24 protein-coding genes are annotated in these 20384 nt (G+C 66.2%); 16 read left to right on the top strand and 8 right to left on the bottom strand.

Annotated elements, in window-relative coordinates; genetic code table 11:
• The first annotated feature begins 135 nt into the window (after positions 1–135).
• The gene (locus METFAM1_RS0113635) at positions 136–741 is read left to right on the top strand and encodes a TetR/AcrR family transcriptional regulator (protein ID WP_019915887.1); all 606 of its coding nucleotides are present in this window, start codon (positions 136–138) and stop codon (positions 739–741) included.
• 2 nt (positions 742–743) lie between these two features.
• On the opposite strand, the gene METFAM1_RS0113630 is transcribed toward METFAM1_RS0113635, so the two are convergent.
• From METFAM1_RS0113630 to METFAM1_RS0113605, 6 genes are all read right to left on the bottom strand, one after another.
• Entirely contained in the window at positions 744–1286 is a 543-nt protein-coding gene (locus tag METFAM1_RS0113630) for a hypothetical protein (RefSeq protein ID WP_019915886.1), read from the bottom strand.
• The gene (locus METFAM1_RS0113625; protein ID WP_019915885.1) at positions 1283–2416 is read right to left on the bottom strand and encodes an NAD(P)/FAD-dependent oxidoreductase; all 1134 of its coding nucleotides are present in this window, start codon (positions 2414–2416) and stop codon (positions 1283–1285) included. The genes METFAM1_RS0113630 and METFAM1_RS0113625 overlap by 4 nt, the downstream gene beginning before the upstream one ends.
• 84 nt (positions 2417–2500) lie before the next feature.
• Entirely contained in the window at positions 2501–2758 is a 258-nt protein-coding gene (locus METFAM1_RS0113620) for a sulfurtransferase TusA family protein (protein ID WP_019915884.1), read from the bottom strand.
• Between the two features lie 15 nt (positions 2759–2773).
• Complete coding sequence (locus METFAM1_RS0113615; protein ID WP_024300702.1) at positions 2774–3370, bottom strand: OmpW/AlkL family protein; 597 nt, start codon at positions 3368–3370, stop codon at positions 2774–2776.
• Positions 3371–3618: 248 nt separating this feature from the next.
• Entirely contained in the window at positions 3619–4890 is a 1272-nt protein-coding gene (locus METFAM1_RS0113610; protein WP_019915882.1) for an NAD(P)/FAD-dependent oxidoreductase, read from the bottom strand.
• Positions 4887–5207 carry a c-type cytochrome gene (locus METFAM1_RS0113605; protein ID WP_024300701.1) on the bottom strand — a complete coding sequence of 107 codons (321 nt, stop codon included), beginning with the start codon at positions 5205–5207 and terminating at the stop codon, positions 4887–4889. The genes METFAM1_RS0113610 and METFAM1_RS0113605 overlap by 4 nt, the downstream gene beginning before the upstream one ends.
• A gap of 188 nt (positions 5208–5395) precedes the next feature.
• On the opposite strand from METFAM1_RS0113605, the gene METFAM1_RS0113600 reads away from it, so the two are divergent.
• The 11 genes from METFAM1_RS0113600 (at position 5396) to METFAM1_RS0113550 (ending at position 14337) form a co-directional block, all read left to right on the top strand.
• Positions 5396–5773 (top strand): ArsR/SmtB family transcription factor, encoded by a 378-nt coding sequence (locus METFAM1_RS0113600; RefSeq protein ID WP_019915880.1) that lies wholly within the window; start codon positions 5396–5398, stop codon positions 5771–5773.
• Positions 5774–5786: 13 nt separating this feature from the next.
• Complete coding sequence (gene soxC, locus METFAM1_RS0113595) at positions 5787–7118, top strand: sulfite dehydrogenase (protein ID WP_019915879.1); 1332 nt, start codon at positions 5787–5789, stop codon at positions 7116–7118.
• On the top strand, positions 7102–8121 hold the full coding sequence (locus METFAM1_RS0113590; protein ID WP_019915878.1) for a c-type cytochrome: 1020 nt from the start codon (positions 7102–7104) through the stop codon (positions 8119–8121). Before soxC ends, METFAM1_RS0113590 begins: the two co-directional genes overlap by 17 nt.
• 11 nt (positions 8122–8132) lie before the next feature.
• Positions 8133–8600, top strand: coding sequence for a thiosulfate oxidation carrier protein SoxY (soxY, locus tag METFAM1_RS21225; RefSeq protein ID WP_020162951.1), 468 nt, complete (start codon positions 8133–8135; stop codon positions 8598–8600).
• A 42-nt stretch (positions 8601–8642) separates the two neighbouring features.
• Positions 8643–8957: a thiosulfate oxidation carrier complex protein SoxZ gene (soxZ, locus tag METFAM1_RS21220; RefSeq protein ID WP_020162952.1), complete on the top strand. Its 315-nt coding sequence runs from the start codon at positions 8643–8645 to the stop codon at positions 8955–8957.
• A 99-nt stretch (positions 8958–9056) separates the two neighbouring features.
• Positions 9057–9872: a sulfur oxidation c-type cytochrome SoxA gene (gene soxA / locus METFAM1_RS0113575; RefSeq protein WP_019915875.1), complete on the top strand. Its 816-nt coding sequence runs from the start codon at positions 9057–9059 to the stop codon at positions 9870–9872.
• Positions 9873–9884: 12 nt separating this feature from the next.
• Complete coding sequence (gene soxX / locus METFAM1_RS0113570) at positions 9885–10523, top strand: sulfur oxidation c-type cytochrome SoxX (protein ID WP_019915874.1); 639 nt, start codon at positions 9885–9887, stop codon at positions 10521–10523.
• 7 nt (positions 10524–10530) lie between these two features.
• On the top strand, positions 10531–12255 hold the full coding sequence (soxB, locus tag METFAM1_RS0113565) for a thiosulfohydrolase SoxB (RefSeq protein ID WP_019915873.1): 1725 nt from the start codon (positions 10531–10533) through the stop codon (positions 12253–12255).
• Positions 12256–12257: 2 nt separating this feature from the next.
• Positions 12258–13232 (top strand): MBL fold metallo-hydrolase, encoded by a 975-nt coding sequence (locus tag METFAM1_RS0113560; protein WP_019915872.1) that lies wholly within the window; start codon positions 12258–12260, stop codon positions 13230–13232.
• Positions 13229–13714 carry a thioredoxin fold domain-containing protein gene (locus tag METFAM1_RS0113555; protein ID WP_019915871.1) on the top strand — a complete coding sequence of 162 codons (486 nt, stop codon included), beginning with the start codon at positions 13229–13231 and terminating at the stop codon, positions 13712–13714. The genes METFAM1_RS0113560 and METFAM1_RS0113555 overlap by 4 nt, the downstream gene beginning before the upstream one ends.
• Positions 13711–14337, top strand: coding sequence for a class I SAM-dependent methyltransferase (locus METFAM1_RS0113550; RefSeq protein WP_019915870.1), 627 nt, complete (start codon positions 13711–13713; stop codon positions 14335–14337). Before METFAM1_RS0113555 ends, METFAM1_RS0113550 begins: the two co-directional genes overlap by 4 nt.
• Positions 14338–14354: 17 nt before the next feature.
• Here the strand turns inward: METFAM1_RS0113550 and METFAM1_RS0113545 are convergent, their stop codons facing one another.
• A complete protein-coding gene (locus METFAM1_RS0113545) occupies positions 14355–14660 on the bottom strand; it encodes a hypothetical protein (protein ID WP_019915869.1) in 306 nt (101 codons plus the stop codon).
• Between the two features lie 39 nt (positions 14661–14699).
• Complete coding sequence (gene apbC, locus METFAM1_RS0113540; protein ID WP_019915868.1) at positions 14700–15788, bottom strand: iron-sulfur cluster carrier protein ApbC; 1089 nt, start codon at positions 15786–15788, stop codon at positions 14700–14702.
• A 170-nt stretch (positions 15789–15958) separates the two neighbouring features.
• On the opposite strand from apbC, the gene metG reads away from it, so the two are divergent.
• The 4 genes from metG (at position 15959) to METFAM1_RS0113520 (ending at position 20379) form a co-directional block, all read left to right on the top strand.
• Positions 15959–18109 (top strand): methionine--tRNA ligase, encoded by a 2151-nt coding sequence (metG, locus tag METFAM1_RS0113535; RefSeq protein ID WP_019915867.1) that lies wholly within the window; start codon positions 15959–15961, stop codon positions 18107–18109.
• 10 nt (positions 18110–18119) lie between these two features.
• Complete coding sequence (locus METFAM1_RS0113530; RefSeq protein WP_019915866.1) at positions 18120–18413, top strand: acylphosphatase; 294 nt, start codon at positions 18120–18122, stop codon at positions 18411–18413.
• Between the two features lie 146 nt (positions 18414–18559).
• Entirely contained in the window at positions 18560–19006 is a 447-nt protein-coding gene (locus METFAM1_RS0113525) for a hypothetical protein (protein WP_051102759.1), read from the top strand.
• A 326-nt stretch (positions 19007–19332) separates the two neighbouring features.
• On the top strand, positions 19333–20379 hold the full coding sequence (locus tag METFAM1_RS0113520) for an SPM autocatalytic domain-containing protein (protein WP_019915864.1): 1047 nt from the start codon (positions 19333–19335) through the stop codon (positions 20377–20379).
• Positions 20380–20384 lie beyond the last annotated feature (5 nt).

Below are 20384 nucleotides of genomic sequence, written 5' to 3'. Positions count from 1 at the left end.
CGCGGCGCGTGCGCCATTTCGCTTCCGGTGGCGCACGCCCCTGTTTTCGCCGCGGCACCCGCCATGTGGCCGGGACCGCCACGCGGTCGCGTCTCGTGCTAGAAAGCGCTTGTCTCCGCAATCCGCGCCGCCCGCATGAGCCGCCCCTCCCGCAAGAACGAACTGCTCGACACCGCTCGCGACCTGGTCATGCGCAAGGGCTTCTCGGCGACGTCGGTGGATGAGATCTGCACGCTGTCGCAGATGACGAAGGGCGCCTTCTTCCATCACTTCAGCGACAAGGAAGGGTTCGGCCTGGCCCTGCTCGACCATTTCGAACAGGAGGGCCGGCTGCGCATGCAGGCCCATCTGCCCCTGCGCAAGCGCAGCGCACGCAGCCAGTTGCACGCCTACCTCGACCTGCTCGGCGACATGTACGGCGAAGACGCGCGCTTTCGTGAAGGCTGCCTGTTCGCCATCCTCGCCTACGAGTCGTCCGATCCATCCTCACCGCTGAGGCGGGCCTGCGCAGCGGCGCTGGAACGCTGGATGGAGGGCGCCCGCGCACAATTCGCGCAGATCATCACGCTGCTGGACACGCCACCTCCGGTGCGCGCCGAAGATCTGGCCGAGCACCTGCTCGTGGTGATCGAGGGCGCGCTGGTCATGGGCCGCGTCCGCGACCCCGCCGTCGCGATCGCACGCGCACTGGCGCAGTTCCGGTCCTACGCCGAAGCCGTGCTCGGTCTCGGCGGGCGCTGAGTTCAGGCGCCGCGCGCACTGCGCGCCACCGCGGCCAGCCAGTGCAGCGCATCCTGAGTGTCCGGTCGTATCAGCAGCCGGAACAGCGAAGCCGTTCCACCGGAGGACGCAGTGCCGGCGGCGCGCACCGACCCGTCGTTCAGGGCCTGCAGCAGCGTCAGCAGAGCAGAGCGCTCCAGTCCGTCGTCGCGCGATGCCGCGCGCTCAAGACGATCGAGCAGACGGACCACGCCCGGACTGTTCAGCAGATGCAGCAGGCGCAGTGCGCCGCCCGCCAGATCGGCGGCGTCGGACACCATGTCGGGCGTGAAGCCGTCCTGCAGCAGTTCGAACACCTGCTGCAGGCCGTCCGCTTCTGCCTGCGCAGGCACATAGTCGGCAGTGGGCCGGGCGGCGTGCTGCCGCCAGACGCGGACCGCGTCGGCCGCCAGTCGATCCAGCGCACCGCTGCGCGCCATGTCGGCCAGTATGCGAGGGGCCTCGGTCAGCCCGGCGCGTTCGCACCAGTCCTCGAGCGCGCGCCAGTCCTCTTCGCGGATGCTCACGGAAAACCTCTCAGCGACGACCAGTAAAGACGGTGATAGAAGGTTTTCGCCATGTGAATGGCGCGGCTGGGTGCGCGCGGGCGTGGCGGTTCCGCGTAATTGAAGGCGGCGTAGGTAGCGCGGTCACGGCTGGTTTCGATGAAGCACAGCACCTTGCCATCGTAGCCGTGGGTGTCGCCGCCACCGCGCACGCGCGAGGCCAGGTTCGCGGCGATCACCTCGGCCTGGAAGCGCGCCGTCGAGCCCGCCTTGCTCACTGGCAGGTTGGTGGTGTCGCCGAGCACGAACACGTCGTCGCGCCCCTGCATGGTGAGCAGCCGCCGATGCGTCGGCACCCAGCCGCGCGGCCCCAGCCCGCTGCGTTCGATCGCCTCGGCGCCACGGTGCGGAGGAATGGCGATCAGCAGATCGTAGTCGACGCTCAGCCCTTCCTCGCTGTGCAGCGTACGTGTGGCGCCATCGACCGACGCGATGTTGAAATAGGTTGCGCTGCGTATGCTGCGGCGGGCGAACTCGACGCGCGCCCACTCGGCCACTGCCTCGATCGAATGCAGGCGGCCGATCGGGTAGGTGTAGAGCAGGTCGACGCGCGGCGCGATGCCCCGGCGCACGAACAGGTCATGCAACAGAAAGGTCATCTCCAGCGGTGCCATCGGGCATTTGTGCGGCACGCCGGTGGTGACCACGACGCGGCCGCCGTCGAAGTTCTGCAGTGCCCGCGCCAGCCGGAGCGCCGCCGCCTCGGTGTAGAAGCCGTGTGCATGCTCGGCCAGGCCCGGCACCTCTTCCGGCGTTACCCGTGATCCGGTGGCGATGACCAGCCAGTCATAGCTGTAGGCATTGCCGCTGGTGCCACGCACCTGCTTCGAGTCCGGCGCGAAGGCAATCACCTCGTCGATCAGCAGTGCGACGCGCGGGTCGAGCAGCGTGCGCGGGTCGCGATGAAGCGCGTCCACCGTGGTCTGTCCGAGCGCGAGATGCAGCAGGCCGGGCTGGTAGAGATGGGTCCGTGACGCGGACAGCACCACCACATCGACCTCGCCGCGCTGCAGCTCCGGTGCCAGCAGTCTTGCCAGCCCGTTGGCCAGTATCGTGCCACCGATACCGGCGCCGACGATCATGATGCGCATGCAGTCCGCTCCTCCGGCGTCGCCCCGCCTTGATCCGGACGCATCGGGATGCGCGCGCGGCCCGCGATCCAATGGCAACACACCCTAGCCACGTGTCTTCTCGACCATGATGTGCAGAATCCCCTGCTCGCTGCGGGTGGATACGTGACGTTGCCCCACCTTGGACAGCCACTCGGGAATCTCCCGCGCCGAACCCGGGTCGTCCGCCAGCACCAGCAGGAAGTCCCCGCGTCGCGCGTGCTTGAGTGCCACGATCAGTTCCATCAGCGCACCGGGGCAATGGCTGCCCCGCGCGTCGACGACGACGGCCACGCCGTCTGGCACCGGAGGGTCATCCTGCATGGCCGTCGTCGCCGCTCAGAAGCGCATGCCGAACGCAAGACTGAACACGTCGGGATCGAGGCCGAGGCGTTCCACGCGGGCGGGCGCTCCGGAGAAGCGCACGTCGGTTTCCAGATAGAACTTCTTGTAATCCAGGTTGATGAAATAGCGCTCCGACACCGACCAGCTGACACCCGCCTGCAGCACGAGGCCGGTATCGGACTTGAAGCGGGCGAGCTGGTCGAAGACCGGGCCTTCCTGGTCGAAGAACAGCGTGTGGTGGACGCCAACGCCGACATAGGGACGGAAGCGTCCTTCGGGCAGGAAGTGCCACTGCGCCACCAGATTCAGCGGCGCCATAGAAGCCCGGCCCAGCGTCGCGCCGCCGAGGCTGAAGCGATGTCGCGCAATGCCGGCAGCGGTATTCAGCGCGATCTGACGGGTCAGGAAATAGCTTGCGTTGATCACCGGCGTGACCCGGTCAGAGGCGTCGACGCCCAGCACCGGCGAATCCATGTCCGCGTTGACCGACATCAGTCCCAGACTGAGCTCCCAGTCGCCGGCGGCCGCCTGCACCGCCACCGGCAGCGCCAGTGCGACGACCGCCATCGTCCGCTTGATTACACGGCTCATTCATCTTCCTCCTTGTCCTTGTTGTGGGCATGACTGCCTTGTTGTCCGTCGCGCGTGCGCCGCTGCGGGCGCATCGCGTGACGACGACAGTTCTACGCGGCGAGGAGGACGGGGAAAATCCGGACGAGCACGCCCGGCATCGAGGGTTTCTACCCGGTCAGGAGCGGGATCGCGGAGGACGACGGGACATGAAAAAGGGGCGGCTCCCCGTTTCGGAGAGCCGCCCCCGGCAGGGGAAGAAGTCGCGATCAGGTGAGCATGTCGGCCCAGATGTTCTTCGCCCAGGCCAGCGCGAACTTGCCTTCCATCTCGGTCGGGCCCGCCGACAGACCACCGGCGCCCTTCACCGGTTGCGGCTGCTTGGTTGCGGCATCGAATGCATGCACCGACGCCACGTGCACGACATTGGTCGCATCGACGAAGCTGTAGCAGGTGTTCATCACCAGCGGCGCGTCCGACGGCGGCTGGCCGGCCATCAGGTTCACGATGGCGGCTGCCGCCAACTTGGCGTGCTGATTCGCCATGTGGCCCGACTTCGGCATGGTCGGTGCCGGGAAGATGGCGTCGCCGAGCACGTGGATGTTCGGCGTGCTGGTCGATTCCATCGTCAGCCAGTTGATGTCCACCCAGCGGTTGTTGATCAGCTTCAGCCCCGACTTCGCGGCGATGTCACCGGCGCGCTGCGGCGGCACCACGTTCAGCACGTCCGCCTTCACCTGATCGAATTCCAGGATGGCCGTGCGGTTGGCCGCATCGACGTCGCGCAACTCGTTCTGCGGCCGGTACTCGATGATGCCCTTGTAGTTGTCGGCCCAGGCCTTCAGGAACAGGCCCTTCTTCGACACGATCTCCTCGTTGGCGTCGAGCACCAGCACCTTGGACTTCGGCTTCTTCGTCTTGAAGTAGTGCGCCACCATGCAGGCCCGTTCGTACGGACCCGGCGGGCAGCGGTAAGGCGCCTTCGGAATGGTCATCGCGAACACGCCGCCATCGGGCATCGCTTCGAGCTGCTTGCGCAGCGCCACCGTCTGCGGACCGGCCTTCCAGGCGTGCAGGATGGACTGCTGCGCCGACGCCGACTGCAGTCCGGGCAGGCCGTCGTACATGAAGTCCACGCCCGGTGACAGCACCAGCCGGTCATAGGCGAGATCGCCGCCCTTGGCCAGCTTGACCACGCGCTTGTCGGCATCGACCGCGGTCACTTCGTCCTGCACCACCTTGATGCCGTACTTGGCCAGACCTTCGTAGCCCACCGTGATGTCCGACAACTGCTTCTCGCCAGCCAGCACCAGATTGGAGATCGGGCACGACACGAAGGCGGCGTTGCGCTCGACCAGCGTCACGCGGATGCCGCCATTGCTCCACATCGAAATGTACTTGGCGGCGGTGGCGCCACCGTAGCCGCCACCGACCACCACCACGTGACCCTTGCCCTTGCCGGCACCGGCGCAACCGTAAAGTGCCGCCATGGCCGACACGCCGAGCGTGCCCTGTATGAAACCGCGACGTCCGATGCTCATTTGCCACCTCCGGTCGGCGTGCGCGACGAGAAATAGTCCGCGATCAGTTCCAGCTGAGCGTCGGTATAGCCCTTCGAGATCTGGTGCATGATGGTCGCCGGCTTTTCGCCATTGCGGAAAGCCTTCAGCGAATTGAGCATCTTGCCCTTGGGCATGCCCGCGAGCACTTCCATGCCGCCGACACTGTTGCCGTCGGTGCCGTGGCAGTTGGCACAGGTCGCCGCAAGATTTCGGCCCAGATTAGGGTCCGCTGCATGCACTGCAGTCGCGCTCAGCGACAGCAGTGCCAGAGCCAGCCCTGGCATTGTCTTGTTCAAGATTCTTTTCCTCCTCGGTATCTGCACTGGGGGTTCCGTTGCGTCCGTTCTGGCGCAGGCGCTCGTTGCGGACTATCGACACGCTAGACAAAAAAGCTCGCACCCTCAAGTCAAAAGATCGATAAATTTTTTCTTGCAGATATGCGCAATCGCGCATATGCTCAATTCAAACGATATGAGGAGCAGCGATGGAACACGATCCGGAGCTGGACAAGGTATTCGAGTCGGTGGCCGATTACTTCGGACTGCTGGCCGAGCCGGCAAGGCTGAAAATCCTGCACTGCCTGTGCGATGGCGAGCGCTCTGTCGCCGACGTCGTCAGTCAGTCCGGACTGAGCCAGACCAACACGTCCCGCCATCTCAACATGCTGTACCGCGCCGGCATCGTCGGCCGCCGCAAGGACGGCAGCATGGTCTTCTACAAGCTGATCGACCCCAACTTCCCGTCGATCTGCCGCACCGTCTGCATCCAGATCGCGTCGGGCAGCGCACTCAATCTGCCCAGCAAACCCAGCAAGGCCTCGCTGAAGAAGGTCGGCCGCGCGCTCGAAATCGCGTCCGAATAGTCACGGAGAAGACATGTCCCAGCCACCCGTCCGTCCGGGGCGCATCCGTCGCGCACCCGAAGGCTTTCTCACACCCGAACAGATAGGCGAGGTCGCCGCCGGTCGGCGCGATTTCCTGCGCAACGCCTTCGTCGCCGCGACTGCGGTGGCGGCCGGCAGCGGCGTTGCGCGCGCTGCCGACGGTGATCCGGCCATCCTGACCCTGCCCGAGCACAGCACCACACTGGGCCGACCGGTGGCCGAGCGGCCTTACGGCACACCGTCGCAGTACGAAGCCGGACTGAAGCGTCGCGAAAGTCCCGGCCTGACCCGGGTGGCTGCCGCATCGGTGTCGTTCGCGCCGCTGCAGGGTCTGTTCGGCATCATCACGCCGTCCGGCCTGCACTTCGAGCGCCACCACCAGGGCTGGCACGACATCGACCCGGCACGTCACCGCCTGATGGTGAATGGTCTGGTGAAGGAAGCGCGCGTCTATACGATGGACGACCTGATGCGCCTGCCTTCGGTGTCGCGCATCCACTTCATCGAGTGCGGTGCCAACACCGGCATGGAGTGGGGCAATGTCGCGGTGCCCACCGTGCAGTACACGCACGGCATGCTGTCCTGTTCGGAATTCACCGGTGTGCCGCTGTCGGTGCTGCTCGACGACTGCGGCATCGACATGAAGCGCGCGAAATTCGTGCTGGCCGAGGGCGCCGACGGTTCGAGCATGACGCGCACTATTCCGCTTGACCGCGCGCTCGACGACGTACTGGTCGCCTGGGGTCAGAACGGCGAAATGCTGCGCCCCGAGAACGGCTACCCGCTGCGCCTGGTGGTGCCGGGCATCCAGGGCGTGTCCTGGGTCAAGTGGCTGCGCCGCATCGAGGTGGGCGACCAGCCCTGGGCGGCCAAGGACGAAGCCATCCATTACATCGATCTGCTGCCGGACGGTACCCACCGCCAGTACACGTCGATCCAGGAGTGCAAGTCCGTCATCACCACGCCGTCCGGCGGCCAGACCCTGCTCGACCGTGGTTTCCACAACATTTCCGGCCTCGCCTGGTCGGGTCGCGGAAAGATCAAGCGGGTGGACGTATCGACCGATGGCGGCAAGAACTGGCGCACCGCACGGCTGGAAACGCCGGTGCTGTCGAAGGCGCTTACGCGCTTCAACATCGACTGGGTGTGGGACGGCAGCCCGGCCATCCTGCAGTCGCGCGCGATGGACGACACCGGCTATGTGCAGCCCAACTATGCGCAGCTGCGCGAGGTGCGTGGCACCCGTTCGATCTATCACAACAACGCCATCCAGTCGTGGAAGCTGGCGGAAAGCGGAGACGTGAGCAATGTCCAGGTTTACTGAACTCGCCCTCGCTGCCGCACTCGCCCTGAGCGCCGGCGCCACCCTTGCCGCCGGCAAGTACGAAGGCATCGGCCGCAGCGCCACCCCGGCCGAGGTGAAGGCCTGGGACATCGACGTGCGCCCCGACTTCACTGGCCTGCCGCCCGGTTCCGGCTCGGTCGATCGCGGCATGGAGGTCTGGGAGAGCAAGTGCGCGTCCTGTCACGGCACCTTCGGCGAAAGCAACGAGGTGTTCACGCCCATCGTCGGCGGCACGACGAAAGAGGACATCGAGAAGGGCCGCGTCGGCGCCTACATCCGCGGTGATGCACCGCAGCGCACGACGCTGATGAAGGTGGCCACGGTGTCCACGCTGTGGGACTACATCCATCGCGCGATGCCGTGGAATGCGCCGAAGTCGCTCAGCGCCGACGACACCTATGCGGTGCTCGCCTACATCCTGAATCTGGGCGAGATCGTTCCTGCAGACTACGTGCTGTCGGACAAGAACATCGCCGAAGTGCAGAAGCGCATGCCCAACCGCAACGGCATGACGACGAAGCACGGGCTGTGGGACGTCAAGGGCAAGCCGGACGTGAAGAACGTCGCCTGCATGAAGAACTGCAAGACGCAGATCACGCTCGGTTCCAGTCTGCCCGACTACGCGCGCGACGCGCACGGCAACCTGGCCGAGCAGAATCGCGTGGTCGGCCCGGTGCGCGGACAGAAGACAGGGGCGCCCGCAGCGCCTGCCGCCAAGCCGCATCCGGCGCTCGAACTGATGAAGAAACACGGGTGCAGTGGCTGTCACGGTGTCGGCAGCAAGATACTGGGGCCGGCCTTCCGCGACGTGGCGCAGCGCTACAAGGGCGACAAGAGTGCAGAATCGGGCCTCGCGGCCCGCATCAGGAACGGAGGCAGCGGCGCCTGGGGCGACGTCCCGATGCCGCCGCAGGCGCAGGTCAGCGATGCCGACGTCGATGCGTTGGTGAAATGGATCTTGTCGGGTTCGCCCGAAAACTGAGGAGGAAGTAGATGAACTCGCAGCGAAGAGAAGCCCTGAAGTCGGGGGGCGCACTGGGATTGTTCGGCGTGCTGGTCGCCGCCGGCCTGATCACGCCGGAAGTGGCGCAGGCTGCCTGGGACAAGGCGGCGTTCGACGCCAAGACGATGGACGACGCGCTCAAGGCACTGGGCGCAGGCAAACCGGCCGACTCGAAGGACGTGCAGATCAATGCGCCCGACATCGCCGAGAACGGCGCCGTCGTGCCGGTCGCCGTCAAGAGCACGCTGCCGGGCACCGAGTTCATCGCCATCCTGATCGAGAAGAACCCGAGCATGCTGGCCGCCAGCTTCACGCTGCCTGAAGGCACGGCTGCCGACGTCAGTACGCGCGTCAAGATGGGTCAGACCTCGAACGTGTTCGCGCTGGTCAAGGCAGGTGGCAGCTTCTACATGACCACCAAGGAAATCAAGGTGACGCTGGGCGGTTGCGGCGGCTGAGCCCCGGACGTCCCCAACACCCGTACATTCAAGGAGCAAGACATGGCAGCAGGTCCGATGCGCATCCGCGCCGCCAGCAATGGCACCGAAACCGAAGTGAAGATCCTGATGAGCCACGACATGGAAACCGGCCAGCGCAAGGACGCGTCCGGCGCCCTGATTCCGGCCCATCACATCACCGAAATCACCGCCACCCACAACGGCCGCGTCGTGCTGGCCGGTCAGTTCGGTCCGGCAGTGTCGAAGAACCCCTATCTGCAGTTCAAGTTCAAGGGTGGGGCCAAGGGCGACAAGGTCAGCGTGAGCTGGGTGGACAACAAGGGCGAAAAGCGCACCGACGAAGTCGTCGTGTCCTGACGCTCCGCCCGGCGCGACGCCACCAAAAGACAGGACGACCTCACGAAGGTCAGTCCCGCACACAGTCGAGTCATCACACGCAGGACTGGAGGAAGAGATATGAATGGCACCCGATACGCCGCATGCGTTGCCGCATCGGCCCTGGCGCTGATGCTGCCGGCGATGCCGGCAGGCGCTGACGCCACCGCCGAAGGCATCGCCAAGTACCGCGAGGCGCTGGCTGACGGCAATCCCGCGGAACTGTGGGAAATGCAGGGCGAGGAACTGTGGCGCACCGCGCGCGGCCCGAAGAACGCCTCGCTGGAAAAGTGCGACCTGGGTCAGGGCCCGGGCGTGGTGAAGGGGGCCTTCGTCACGCTGCCGCGTTACTTCGCCGACACCAAGCGGGTGCAGGACCTCGAATCCCGACTGCTCACCTGCATGGAAACGCTGCAGGGCATCCCCGCCGACGAAGTGGCGAAGACGCCCTTCGGCAAGGGCGAGCAGAAGAACATCGAGGCGCTGGTGGCGTGGATTTCCGCAGAGTCGCGCGGCATGAAGTTCAACGTGCCGACCTCGCATCCGGAAGAGAAGCGCATGTACGAGATCGGCAAGCGCGCCTTCAACTACCGCGGCGGTACGCACGACTTCGGCTGCGTCACCTGTCACGGCGAGGACGGCAAGCGCATCCGCCTGCAGGATCTGCCCAACCTGACCAAAGGCCCGGATGCCGCGCGTGGTTTCGGCGCCTGGCCGGCCTACCGCGTGTCCAGCGGCGAGCTGTGGAGCATGCAGCGCCGGCTGAACGACTGCTTCCGCCAGCAGCGCTTCCCCTATCCGCTGTATGGCTCGGACGTGACCATCGCGCTGTCCACCTATCTGGGCGTGACCGCCAACGGAGCCGGCGAGAGCACCGCGCCCGCGATCAAGCGCTGAGGAGACGACGACATGAACAGCACCTTGCGCAATACCGCACTCGCTCTGGCCGCCCTCGCCACCGTCGCCGGCTGTGCCGGTGGCCGCCCCAGTGCAGAACAGCAGGCGGCGTATGACCGCGACACCGCCGAAGTGATGGCACGTTCGTTCCGCGAACAGGGCATCGTCAAGACCGACCGCCTGCAGCAGGACGAGGTGATGACCGCCTGCTCCAAGCACGGTCACCACATCGACGACGATCTGCGCGACCGCATCCAGGAAAGCGCGATGGCCGCCATCAAGTGGCCGTCCGACGGCAACTACCTCGGTGACTGGAAAGAAGGCGAGAAGATCGCGCAGAGCGGTCGCGGCCTGACCTGGAGCGACAAGCCGGGTGATCCGAACGGCGGCAACTGCTACAACTGCCACCGCATCACGAAGAAGGAAATCTCCTTCGGCACCATCGGCCCCAGCCTCTACCAGTACGGCAAGCTGCACGGCAACACCGAAGCGACGCAGAAGTACGTGTGGGGCAAGATCTGGAATCCGAACGCGTACACGGCGTGCACCAACATGCCGCGTTTCGGCGCGCACGGCATCCTCGACGAGAAACAGATCCGCCACATCGTGGCGCTGCTGCTCGACCCGAAGTCGCCGGTCAACGCGGAGTGATGCGCCGATGAGCATGCACCGCCGCGAATTCCTCCAGTTGCTGGCGCTGGCCGGCGCTGGCGGAATGACCTTGCACAGCGACTTTGCCCGCGCCGCGGCTGCGGCCGGGCAGATGTACGAGTTGCCGCGCTTCGGCAACGTGAGCCTGCTGCACATGACCGACTGCCATGCGCAGCTGATGCCCATCTACTTCCGCGAACCGGACGTGAATCTGGGCATCGGCGACATGGCGGGCCGCGCGCCGCATCTGGTGGGCGACAAGCTGCTGAAGCAGTTCGGCATCGCGCCCGGCACGGCGCAGGCACACGCCTTCACCTACCTCGACTTCGCGCAGGCGGCGAAGACCTACGGCAAGGTCGGCGGCTTCGCCCACCTTGCGACGCTGGTCAAGCGCATGAAGGCCAGCCGGCCCGGTGCGCTGCTGCTCGACGGCGGCGACACCTGGCAGGGTTCGGGTCTGTCGCTGTGGACGAAGGGCCAGGACATGGTCGATGCCTGCAAGCTGCTCGGCGTCGACGTGATGACCGGCCACTGGGAATTCACCTACGGCGCCGAGCGCGTGAAGCAGATCGTCGACGGCGACTTCGCAGGCAAGATCGACTTCGTCGCGCAGAACGTGAAGACCACCGACTTCGGCGACCAAGTGTTCCCGCCCTTCGTGATCAGGCAGATCAATGGCGTGCCGGTGGCCATCGTCGGCCAGGCCTTCCCCTACACGCCGATCGCCAATCCGCGTTACTTCACGCCGGAGTGGAGCTTCGGCATCAACGACGAGTCGATGCAGGAGCATGTCGACGCCGCCCGCGCCAAGGGCGCGCAGGTGGTGGTCGTGCTGTCGCACAACGGCATGGACGTCGACATCAAGATGGCTTCGCGCGTGCGCGGCATCGACGCCATCATGGGCGGCCACACGCACGATGGCGTGCCGGCGCCGGTGATCGTGAAGAACGGCGGTGGCCAGACGCTGGTGACCAACGCCGGCTCCAACGGCAAGTTCCTCGGCGTGCTGGATTTCGACGTCAAGGGCGGCAAGGTGAGCGACTTCCGCTATCACCTGCTGCCGGTGTTCTCCAACCTGATTCCGGCCGACGCCGACATGACGGCGCTGGTGAAGAAGATGCGCGCGCCGCATGAGGCCAAATTGAACGAGAAGCTGGCGGTGACCGAGGGCCTGCTGTATCGCCGCGGCAATTTCAACGGCAGCTTTGATCAGCTCATCCTCGACGGGCTGATGAAGATGAAGGATGCCGAGATCGCGTTCTCGCCGGGCTTCCGCTGGGGTACCAGCCTGCTGCCGGGCGATGCCATCACGATGGAAAACCTGCTCGACCAGACCGCCATCACCTATCCGTACACGACGCTGACGCCGATGACTGGCGAGTTCATCAAGACGGTGCTGGAAGACGTCTGCGACAACCTGTTCAACCCGGATCCCTACTACCAGCAGGGCGGCGACATGGTGCGCGTCGGTGGGCTGCAGTACCGCTGCGATCCGACCGCGAAGATGGGCAGCCGCATCAGCGGCATGACGCTCAACGGCAAGCCGCTGGAGGCATCGAAGACCTACCGCGTCGCCGGCTGGGCGCCGGTGTCGGAAGAGGCGAAGAACGCCGGCGGCGAACCGATCTGGGATCTGATGGCACGCTATCTGAAGGACGTGAAGACGGTGAAGCCGGTCAAGCTCAACCTGCCCGAACTGCAGGGCGTGGCCGGCAACCCGGGGATGGCCTGACCATGCGCCCGCTGCGTCGCCCGCCGCTCCGGCAGCTGCTTGCAGCCTGCGCACTCCTCCTCGCGCAGTTCGCAGCGGCGGGCGACGCACCCGCCTTGCGTGCGGCGTTGAAGCCGGTACAGGTGGGCACGCACAGCTGGTACGTGCAGGGCGAATCCGGCCCGGCCAGTCTGGCCAACGAGGCGTTCAACTCGAATGCCGGCTTCGTCGTCACCGGTGACGGCGTGGTCGTGATCGACGCGCTCGGCACACCTGCGCTGGGTCAGGCGCTGATCGCCGCGATCCGTTCCGTGACTGACCAGCCGATCAAGCGCGTGCTGGTGACCCACTACCACGCCGACCACTTCTACGGCCTGCAGGCCTTCAAGGCGATCGGTGCCGATGTGTGGGCGCATCGCGCAGGACGCGAGTACATCGAGGGCGAAGAGGGGCGCGCACGGCTCGAACAGCGGCGGCGCGACCTCGACCCCTGGGTAGACGCCAACACGCGGCTGGTCGCTGCCGACGTGTGGCTGGAGGGCGACACCAGCTTCCGCATGGGCGACATCACCTTCGAGCTGGTCTATCTCGGCCCGGCGCACGCGCCGGACGACATGGTCATCGTCGTGCGCGAGGACCGCGTCATCTACTCGGGCGACATTCTGTTCATCGGCCGCATTCCGTTTGTCGGCGACGCCGACAGCAAGCGCTGGCTCAGCACGATGGAACAGCTGCTGGCGATGAAGCCGGGCACGCTGGTGACCGGTCACGGTCCGGCCTCGACCGACCCGGCGCGCGATCTCGGCATGACGCGCGACTACATCGCCTATCTGCGCGAACAGATGGGCCGCGCGGTGGCCGATTTCATGCCTTTCGACGAAGCCTACGCGCGCACCGACTGGAGCCGCTGGGAAAAGATGCCGGCCTTCGATGCCGCCAACCGCATCAACGCCTACGGTACCTTCCTGCGCATGGAACAGGAGGCGCTCGGCAAATGAAGTGGCGCGCCCTGATTGCTGCCGCTGCGCTGGTCGTCTGCCCGGCGCTGGCCGCCAAGCCCGCGCGCACGGCCGGCGCGGCGCTGCCGGTGCTGGTGCACGCGGCGAACGACGCGCGCGAGGCGGCCAACCCGGGTGTGGTGTTCGTCGTGCTGTTCTCCTTGCCCGGCTGCCATTACTGCGAAGAGGTGCGCAGCCACTATCTCGCACCGCTGGCGCGCGACGCCGCACAGCGCGGCCGGCTGGTGATCCGCGAGGTCGATCTGAACAGCGCGCGTGCGCTGACCGATTTCGACGGCTCGGCCACCACGCAGGCCGCCTTCGCGAAGCGGCTCAAGGTGCAGTTCGCACCCACCGTGCTCTTCCTCGACGCGCGGGGCCAGCAGGTCGCGTCGCCGCTGATCGGTGCCGGCAAGGCGGATTTCTACGGCGCCTACCTGGACGACGCGATCGCCACCGGGCTGAAGGCTGCTGCGCGATGAACGGTCGGGCAAAGACGCACTGGGAAGAGGTGTATGCCCAGCGGACGCCGGACAGCGTGAGCTGGTTCCAGCCGCATGCCGAACACTCGCTGGAACTGATCGCCCGCGCCGGCCTCGCGCGCGATGCGGCGATCATCGACGTCGGCGGCGGCGCTTCGACCCTGGTCGACGATCTGCTGGCGCGTGGCTATCACGACCTTACCGTACTCGACCTGTCCGCTGCCGCACTCGCTGCGGCGCAGACGCGGCTCGGCGACAACGCGCAACGGGTGAGCTGGGTCGAGGCGGACATCACCGCCGTCGATGTGTCGCGCCAGCGCTACGACCTCTGGCACGACCGCGCGGTCTTCCACTTTCTGACCGATGTGGCGCAGCGGCGAGCCTATGTCGAACGGGTGCTGCAGTCGGTGAAGCCGGGCGGTCACGTCATCGTCGCCACCTTCGCCGAGGATGGGCCGGATCGCTGCAGCGGACTGCCGGTCATGCGCTACGGCGCCGACGCGCTGCACGCCGAATTCGGCGCGCCCTTCGAACTGCTCGAACACAGCCGCGAAACGCACCACACGCCGGGTGGCGCCGTGCAGCAGTTCGTCTATTGCTACTGCCGGCGTTCGGTGAGTTGAACCAGGGTCTGTAGCGCCTATCTGAACTTGTAGAAGCGCTTGTTCAGATAGGCGACGACGTGCGCCTCGTCTTCCGGGAACCAGCCGGTATTGAGTTGCGAATTGCATACGCTGACCTGGGTGGCCAGCTGCGCCAGTGAATTGACGCGGCGGTCGCTGCGCAGGTAGATCTGGGTTCCGTCGCCGCCGCCGTAACGATCGTCGTGGCAGCTTTCGCACTGCGCTTCGGTCACCAGTTCTCCGCCCTTGACCGGGTCGGCCGCCTGCAGATAGGCGGGCAGCGCGCTACAGGATGCAAGTACAAGCAGTTTCAGCAGCTTCATCCGGACTCTCCCCACGCGACCGCCCGGCGGGCGGCTCGATCAGGTGTTCTGCACGACGATGCTCGGGAACTTGGCCGTCATGTCCTTCGCCTTGTCGGCGATCTTGACGGCCACCTTGCGTGCGATGTCGCGATAGATTTCGGCGACGCGGCCGTCCGGGTCGGACACCACGGTGGGCTTGCCGGAATCCGCCTGCTCGCGGATCTGCATCGCCAGCGGCAGCGAGCCGAGCACGTCGAGGTCGTAGTCGGCCGCCATCCGCGCACCGCCGCCCTCGCCGAAAATGTGTTCTTCGTGGCCGCACTTCGAACAGGTGTGCAGGCTCATGTTCTCGACGATGCCGAGGATGGGGATGCCCACTTTTTCGAACATTTTCAGACCCTTGCGCGCATCGAGCAGCGCGATGTCCTGCGGCGTCGTGACGATGACGGCGCCGGTCACCGGCACCTTCTGCGCAAGTGTCAGCTGGATGTCGCCGGTGCCCGGCGGCATGTCGATCACCAGATAATCGACCTCGTCCCAGCGGGTTTCGGTCAGCAGCTGTTCCAGCGCCGAGGTCACCATAGGGCCGCGCCACACCATCGGCGTTTCAACGTCGATCAGGAAGCCGATCGACATCGCCTGGATGCCGTAGGCCGTCATCGGCGCCAGCGACTTGCCGTCCGGCGATTCGGGACGGCCGGTGATGCCCAGCATCTGCGGCTGCGACGGGCCGTAGATGTCGGCGTCGAGCAGGCCGACGGTCGCACCTTCGGCAGCCAGCGCCAGTGCCAGGTTCACTGCGGTGGTGCTCTTGCCGACGCCGCCCTTACCGGAGGCGACGGCGATGATGTTCTTGACGCCGGGCAGCAGCTTCACGCCGCGCTGCACCGCGTGCGACACGATCTTCTGTGTCACGCTGACGCTGACGTTGCCGACACCCGGAATCGCGCGCAGACAGGCGATGGCGAGGCGGCGCAGGTGGTCCATCTGACTTTTCGCCGGATAGCCCAGTTCGATATCGACCGACACGTCGGCGCCGTCGATGCGGATGTTCCGCGCGCTGCGCGTGCTGACGAAATCCTTGCCGGTATTCGGGTCTATCAGTTCCTTGAGCGCGCTCTGGACCTGGGCTTCGGTGATGGACATGGACAACTCCGTACGCTGGGTAGCCGCCGTCGCGCCTCGTGCGCGCCTGTCGCGGAATACCCGATCAATTTACTAAAGTATAACCGATACACCCGCGCACCGTGGCGCAGCCGCGTGCGGGCAGTAGAATTGCGGGTTTCCCCGCTTTGGCTGTCACTTCGCCCTCCATCATGTCCCGCCGCCGCCTGCTCGTCACCAGCGCCCTGCCTTACGCCAACGGCGCCATCCACCTCGGCCATCTGGTCGAATACATCCAGACCGATATCTGGGTGCGCTTCCAGCGCATGCGCGGGCACGAGGTGCATTACGTCGGCGCCGACGACCAGCATGGCACGCCCATCATGCTGCGCGCCGAGAAGGAAGGCATCACGCCGCGCCAACTGGTCGAGCGCGTGCTGCACGAACATGCCCGCGACTTCTTCGGCGGCCTCGACGTGCAAGCCGCGTGGAAGAAGGGCGCCGGCGAACTGGGCGGCTTCCTGGTCAGTTTCGACAACTACCACCAGACCGATTCCGACGAGAACCGCGCCTTCTGCGAAGACATCTACGCCAAGCTGAAGGCCGGCGACCTGATCGCCCAGCGCTCGGTCGAGCAGTTCTACGACCCGGTGAAGGAGATGTTCCTGCCGGACCGCTTCATCAAGGGCGAGTGCCCGAAGTGTTCGGCCAAGGACCAGTACGGCGACTCCTGCGAAGTGTGCGGCGCCACCTATGCGCCGACCGAACTGAAGAACGCCTATTCGGTGGTGTCGGGCGCGGCGCCAGAGCGGCGTGCCAGCGAGCACTACTTCTTCCGGCTGTCGGCCCCGCAGTGCGAGAACTTCCTGCGCGACTTCACCCAGGGCTCGAACCGGCTGCAGCCGGAAGCGGCGAACAAGATGAAGGAATGGCTGGGCGAGCCGGGCGACAACCGCCTGTCCGACTGGGACATTTCGCGCGACGCGCCCTATTTCGGCTTCCGCATCCCGGGTACCGATAACAAGTTCTTCTATGTCTGGCTGGACGCGCCGGTCGGCTATTTCGGCAGCTTCCGCAACTACGTCGCTAAGCAGAAGGCGCTCGGCCACGACATCAGCGAGGCGGACTTTCTCGACGCCGCGGGTGCGAAGGCGGCGGGCACCGAAATGGTCCATTTCATCGGCAAGGACATCCTGTACTTCCACGCGCTGTTCTGGCCGGCCATGCTGGAGCACTCCGGCTACCGCACGCCGACCCAGATCAACGCGCACGGCTTCCTCACCGTGAACGGCGAGAAGATGAGCAAGAGCCGCGGCACCTTCATCACCGCGCAGAGCTACCTCGACCTCGGCCTGAATCCGGAATGGCTGCGCTATTACTATGCCGCCAAGCTGAACGGCTCGATGGAAGACATCGATCTGAACCTCGACGACTTCGTCGCGCGCGTCAATTCGGATCTGGTCGGCAAGTACATCAACATCGCCAGCCGCTGCGCGGGTTTCATCACCAAGCGCTTCGGCGGCGTGCTGTCGGCGCCGACCGTACCGTTTCACTGGCACGAGGCGTCGATCCGCGACGCCTACGAGTCGCGCGACTACGCGCGTGCGCTGCGCGAGGTGATGGCCTGCGCCGACCAGGCCAACGTGTTCGTGAACGACCACGCCCCGTGGGTGCTGGCCAAGCAGGACGGGCAGGACGACAAGCTGCAGTCGGTGTGCAGCACCGCGCTCGAACTGTTCCGCCAGCTGTCGGTGCTGCTCAAGCCGGTGCTGCCGCACCTGGTGGCCGAGGTCGAGCGCTTCCTGAACATCGCGCCGCTGGGCTGGGACGACTTCGGCTCGACCCTCACGGCCGGTCACACCATCAACGAATACAAGCACCTGATGACCCGCATCGACCCCAAGCAGGTGGTCGCGCTGGTCGACGCCAACAAGGAATCCCTGGTGAACACGCAAGCCCCCGCTGCCGCGCCGGCCAAGACCGAAGCACCGAAGAAGGTTGAAACCCCGGCCGCCGACGCCGGCGCACACATTTCGATCGACGATTTCTCCAAGGTCGAACTGCGCATCGCGAAAATCGTCGCCGCCGACCATGTCGAAGGTGCGGACAAGCTGCTGCGTCTGCAACTGGATATCGGTGAGGAAAAACCCCGCCAGGTGTTCGCCGGCATCAAGTCGGCCTACGACCCGGCGGCGCTGGTCGGGCGGCTCACCGTGATGGTGGCCAACCTCGCGCCGCGCAAGATGAAGTTCGGCATGTCGGAAGGCATGGTGCTGGCCGCCTCCGACGACAAGGGCGAAGTGCCGGGGCTGTTCATCCTGTCGCCGGATTCCGGCGCGCAGCCGGGCATGCGCGTCAAGTAAGCGCGCGGCGATGGACGAGAGCGAGGTCGAAGCCCTGCATTTCGCGATCAGCGGTCGCGTGCAGGGCGTGTTCTTCCGCGCGTCCATGGTCGAGCAGGCGCGTCGCCTCGGACTGACCGGCTGGGTGCGCAATCGCCGGGACGGCTCGGTCGAGGCTTATGCCGTCGGTCGTCCGGCGGCACTCGATGCACTGGTGGCGTGGGCCGAGACCGGCCCGCCGGCCGCCCGTGTCGACGCCTGCGTCGTGTCGCCGGCAGAGGCCGACGCCGCACTGCACGACTTCACGCAAGCCGCCACGGCCTGAGCTTTCGCCCGCAAACCACCCGGCAAACCCGCGCCACTTGGTGCACTGCCGCCATGGCAGCGCGTCATGACTTCCTTTCCGCACAGGTCTAGCTTTCACATCAGGCGCGCACATGGACGCGACCCACACATGTGGAGGAGACAACCATGCTGCCAACGGAGGAAGCGTGTTTCCGCGCTGTGTTGCGCGCCTGCCAGGATCACGCCGACGCGATGCTCGCGTGCGGCAGCCCGCCGCGACCGACTGCGCTGATGGCGCAGCTGGATCACGGGCGCATCACCGACGCCGCGCTGGCCCGCATGGACATGCTGGACGAGGCGTCGGTGGTGCGTTTCGTGCAGGAAACCATCGCCGAGCCGGGCATCGACCTGATCGGCCTGAGCTGCGTGCTGCGGCTGGCCGAGTTCGACGATGACGCGCCGGATTCGCCGCCGGTCACGCGCGACGTGGTGCTCATCTACCTGGTGTCCAAGGAGCGCGAAACCTGGGTCGCCAACGACATCGACGGCGACAGCCGCCGCCTCGCCCGCGGCACGCTGGACCTCAGCCGCGGCAGCAACACCTTCATTGCAGCACCGGTGCTGATGCACTGAGTGCACGCGGTCTGCACGGCATCCGCCATGAGCGCGGGTGCTCATCTGCCTCGCATGTTCTCTTACCCTGCGGCGCCCGCCGCAGCGGCCGTAAATCTGTGTATCCGCCCGGAAAGTGAAGCGCACGCGCGGCTGACGCCCTGCCTCGCGCAGGGTGCGGCGATACCGCCCGACTTGCTGTCAGGTGCGACGCTGCCAAGCCGCCCGATGGTCGGTACGGACGCTTGCAGGCACGCCTGCAAGCGTCGCCGACTGCACGTGGGCACGTGCGCGCGCTTCACTTTCCGGGTGGCACATCGAGGTCAGAACCCAGGAGGCACAGAACCGTGAAGGTCGCCGCCAGCACCGTACAGCTTGAGTCCTCGCACGCCGAATCGCGGCGTCTGCAGGTATCCGAACGACTTGAAATGTGGACCGGTGAGCGTCGCCGCCCGCCCACCGACGGCCCACCCCCGTCGCGCAGCGAAGCGCGCATCAGCCTGTCGCCAGCGGCGCTCGCCGCACAGCAGGCCGATCCGGTCGAGGCGCCGGACGGCATCGAGGAGGCCGTACGCAACGATCCCCGGCTGTCGCTGCTCATCATGATGATAGAGAAGATCACCGGCCAGCCGGTGCGCTGGCTGCGCAGCGCGGACATGCCGACCGAAGCGCCGCCCGCTTCGTCCGGTACTGCGGCTGCGGCGCAGTCGCAGGCGCCGCAGCGCGCCGGCTGGGGTATCGAGTACGACTACCACGCCGAATACAGCGAATCGGAAACCACGCGCTTCGCCGCCGAAGGGACGGTGCGCACCGCCGACGGGCGCGAGATCGCCTTCAAGCTCGAAAGCGAGATGTCGCGCAGCTTAAGCATGAGCGTCAGCGAATCCTTCCGCGCCGGCGACGCCGTGCTGAAAGACCCGCTGATGCTGGACTTCGCCGGTCCGGCGGCGGCGCTGTCCGACGTCCGCTTCGCCTTCGATCTCGACGCCGACGGCAGCAAGGAGCAGGTGCCGTTGGCCGGCGGACGCGGCATGCTGGCGTTCGACCGCAATGGCAACGGTCGCATCGACGACGGCCGCGAACTGTTCGGACCGACCACCGGCAATGGTTTCGAGGAACTGGCCGCGCTGGACGAGGACGGCAACGGCTGGATCGATGAAGCCGACAGCGGCTTCGCGCAGCTGCGGCTGTGGCGCCCGGACGCGGAAGGCCCCGGCACGCTGCAGACGATGAAGCAGGCCAACGCCGGCGCCTTCTATCTTGGCCGCGTCGACACGCCGTTCAGCCTGCGCAATGCCGCCAACGAAACACTGGGCGAAATGCGCGCGACCGGCGTCTACCTGCGCGAGGACGGCACTGCGGGTAGCGTGAGCCAGGTCGATATGAGCGTCTGAACGCG

The sequence above is a fragment of the Methyloversatilis discipulorum genome (genome assembly GCF_000527135.1).
Taxonomy (GTDB): domain Bacteria; phylum Pseudomonadota; class Gammaproteobacteria; order Burkholderiales; family Rhodocyclaceae; genus Methyloversatilis; species Methyloversatilis discipulorum.
The sequence above is the reverse complement of the archived record's forward strand: the minus strand, read 5'-3'. Positions and strand labels throughout refer to the sequence as shown.

Bases quoted from the DNA above. Each gene is read 5' to 3' on its own strand.
- soxA (WP_019915875.1), top strand. From the start codon at position 9,057: ATGAATGGCACCCGATACGCCGCATGCGTTGCCGCATCGGCCCTGGCG.
- METFAM1_RS0113625 (WP_019915885.1), bottom strand. From the start codon at position 2,416: ATGCGCATCATGATCGTCGGCGCCGGTATCGGTGGCACGATACTGGCC.
- soxC (WP_019915879.1), top strand. From the start codon at position 5,787: ATGTCCCAGCCACCCGTCCGTCCGGGGCGCATCCGTCGCGCACCCGAA.
- METFAM1_RS0113590 (WP_019915878.1), top strand. From the start codon at position 7,102: ATGTCCAGGTTTACTGAACTCGCCCTCGCTGCCGCACTCGCCCTGAGC.
- soxZ (WP_020162952.1), top strand. From the start codon at position 8,643: ATGGCAGCAGGTCCGATGCGCATCCGCGCCGCCAGCAATGGCACCGAA.
- apbC (WP_019915868.1), bottom strand. From the start codon at position 15,788: ATGTCCATCACCGAAGCCCAGGTCCAGAGCGCGCTCAAGGAACTGATA.
- soxX (WP_019915874.1), top strand. From the start codon at position 9,885: ATGAACAGCACCTTGCGCAATACCGCACTCGCTCTGGCCGCCCTCGCC.
- METFAM1_RS0113610 (WP_019915882.1), bottom strand. From the start codon at position 4,890: ATGAGCATCGGACGTCGCGGTTTCATACAGGGCACGCTCGGCGTGTCG.
- METFAM1_RS0113635 (WP_019915887.1), top strand. From the start codon at position 136: ATGAGCCGCCCCTCCCGCAAGAACGAACTGCTCGACACCGCTCGCGAC.
- METFAM1_RS0113555 (WP_019915871.1), top strand. From the start codon at position 13,229: ATGAAGTGGCGCGCCCTGATTGCTGCCGCTGCGCTGGTCGTCTGCCCG.
- soxB (WP_019915873.1), top strand. From the start codon at position 10,531: ATGAGCATGCACCGCCGCGAATTCCTCCAGTTGCTGGCGCTGGCCGGC.
- METFAM1_RS0113600 (WP_019915880.1), top strand. From the start codon at position 5,396: ATGGAACACGATCCGGAGCTGGACAAGGTATTCGAGTCGGTGGCCGAT.
- METFAM1_RS0113620 (WP_019915884.1), bottom strand. From the start codon at position 2,758: ATGCAGGATGACCCTCCGGTGCCAGACGGCGTGGCCGTCGTCGTCGAC.
- METFAM1_RS0113530 (WP_019915866.1), top strand. From the start codon at position 18,120: ATGGACGAGAGCGAGGTCGAAGCCCTGCATTTCGCGATCAGCGGTCGC.
- METFAM1_RS0113525 (WP_051102759.1), top strand. From the start codon at position 18,560: ATGCTGCCAACGGAGGAAGCGTGTTTCCGCGCTGTGTTGCGCGCCTGC.
- METFAM1_RS0113545 (WP_019915869.1), bottom strand. From the start codon at position 14,660: ATGAAGCTGCTGAAACTGCTTGTACTTGCATCCTGTAGCGCGCTGCCC.
- metG (WP_019915867.1), top strand. From the start codon at position 15,959: ATGTCCCGCCGCCGCCTGCTCGTCACCAGCGCCCTGCCTTACGCCAAC.
- METFAM1_RS0113550 (WP_019915870.1), top strand. From the start codon at position 13,711: ATGAACGGTCGGGCAAAGACGCACTGGGAAGAGGTGTATGCCCAGCGG.
- METFAM1_RS0113560 (WP_019915872.1), top strand. From the start codon at position 12,258: ATGCGCCCGCTGCGTCGCCCGCCGCTCCGGCAGCTGCTTGCAGCCTGC.
- METFAM1_RS0113615 (WP_024300702.1), bottom strand. From the start codon at position 3,370: ATGAGCCGTGTAATCAAGCGGACGATGGCGGTCGTCGCACTGGCGCTG.
- soxY (WP_020162951.1), top strand. From the start codon at position 8,133: ATGAACTCGCAGCGAAGAGAAGCCCTGAAGTCGGGGGGCGCACTGGGA.